The sequence below is a fragment of the Trebonia sp. genome, assembly GCF_049794275.1.
Lineage (GTDB): Bacteria > Actinomycetota > Actinomycetes > Streptosporangiales > Streptosporangiaceae > Trebonia.
On sequence record NZ_JBARCR010001071.1, the window covers coordinates 1 to 1877 of the forward strand.

The following is a 1877-nucleotide window of genomic DNA, read 5'->3' on the forward strand; positions in this document are numbered from 1 at the left end:
GATCACCAGGACGTGCGTGGACGCCTGCGGGTTGACGTCCCGGAAGGCGATGACGCGCTTACCGTCAAGCACCACCGTGGCCGGGATCTCCCCGGCCGCGATACCGCAGAACAAGCACTCTGGCACAGTACGATCATAATGGCCGGGCGGCGGTGGCGGGTCCAGGACCTCGCGCTCGGCCTGGCCGCGGGCACAGGCCTCCTCGGTCCTTTGGAGGGCGCTTCCTGACGCGGAAATGAATTTACGCAGAAGTTACGCATTACTCGTCGGTAGGCAGGTTACCGCCGATCCGCGTGTTCCGGTTGATTCCGGTAACTGCGCTCGGCGGCCCAACCGCGGTGGATATTCTTGTCTTTCCGCAATCTTGCGGCGGTCTCTGGGGTGGAGTTACCGAATGTGGGTTGGGCAGTGCAAGACTGTCGCGGCACGCCGCACCGTGCCGCGCGCAGTTGCGAGAAAGCGGCACACGCGTGGGCAATGACCCCGTGAACGCCATCGTGCATGGCCAGTCCGCGCAGGCTACGGCCGCGCTGGATGGCCCTGCCGCGGACGCCGTCCTGCTCGTGGACGCCGCGGCTCCCGCGGCCGGCGCCGCGACAGCCTCGGTCAGCGGCACTCATGGCACCGCCAACGGTGCCGATACCGATCCCGTCGCCATCACCGCGACAGCCCCGGTCAGCGAGGATGCCAGCGCAAACCTCGACGGAGATGGTGAACCTTCAGGTAAGGTCGCGCGTCCAACAGAAGTGACAGAAACGCTCGCGGCGAGTGCGCTCGTCCCCGACGTACGGCCGGCGGCCTCCGCATGGGACGCCGACCGTCTTGTCACCGAGATCTACCACGGTGAGTACAAGTCGCTTGTGCGGCTTGCCGTGCTCCTCGTGCACGACGTGCCGACCGCGGAGGAAGTGGTGCAGGACGCCTTCGAGGCGATGCACACCGCCTGGCGGCGGCTGCGGGAGAAGGAGAAGGCGCTTTCCTATCTCCGGCAGGCGGTCGTCAACAGGTCGCGGTCGGTGCTGCGGCACCGCACGGTGGTGGACAAGAACGCGCCCAAGCCGGCTCCGGACGAGCCGAGCGCGGAACACGGCGCGCTCGCGCTCATCGAGCGCTCGGCGGTGATCGCCGCGCTGCGCATGCTGCCGGACCGGCAGCGGGAGGCCGTCGTGCTGCGGTACTACGCCGACCTGTCCGAAGCCGACATCGCCGCGACGATGGGAATCAGCAGGGGCGCCGTGAAGAGCCACACCGCACGGGCGATGGCGGCGCTGAAATCGATACTGGAGCTGGAGACGTCATGACTCGGCGAGCGGGCGGATGCTCGACGGGCACGGTGGTGGCGGCATGACCGTCCCCCACGGAGACCTGGAAACCACGCTGCGGCGGGAGCTGACCGCCGCGGTCGACGGCGTCGAGCCCGCATCCGACGCGCTCGAGCGGATCCGCGCGAGGACCGCGCGGCGGCCGCCTCAGCCGTGGCTGCTCAGCGTCGTCGGCGGCGCCGTCAGCCGCGCGCGGTACTGGGTCTGGCACGGGCACTGGGCCTGGCCTGAGTCAGTGCCCCGGCCCCGTGCGGTGGCCTGGCCGGGCGCCAGGTGGGCGACGCGCGCCAACCGGACAATGGGCGCCAACTGGCTGCGGCCGGTTGCCGTGCTGGCCGGCGTCGCGTTCATCGCGCTCGTCACGCTGGCGGTGCCGCCGCTGCGCCAGGCGATCGGTCATGTCACCTCTAACGTGCTGACCGGCGGCCAGACGTCTGGCGGTGCGGGCACCGACGGCAACGGCACGCGGAACGGGGGCGGCGGCGGGACGCTGACCAACGGCGCGCGCAACACGGCGACCGCCAACCCGGTCGGTCCCGGGAGCACCGCGGCCCC

General features: G+C 70.3%; 2 protein-coding genes and 1 pseudogene. 2 read left to right on the forward strand and 1 reads right to left on the reverse strand.

The genetic code is table 11. The features are described 5' to 3' along the window. A partial coding sequence (locus tag WA805_RS26795) for an HIT domain-containing protein (RefSeq protein WP_422288486.1) occupies positions 1 to 126 on the reverse strand: 126 nt, incomplete at its 3' end. Positions 127 to 746: 620 nt separating this feature from the next. Between WA805_RS26795 and WA805_RS26800 the strand changes: the two genes are divergently transcribed. Then, on the forward strand, positions 747 to 1301 hold the full coding sequence (locus WA805_RS26800; RefSeq protein WP_422282485.1) for a SigE family RNA polymerase sigma factor: 555 nt from the start codon (positions 747 to 749) through the stop codon (positions 1299 to 1301). Between the two features lie 43 nt (positions 1302 to 1344). Continuing rightward, positions 1345 to 1877 (forward strand): annotated as a pseudogene (locus WA805_RS26805) (hypothetical protein); the annotation flags it as partial.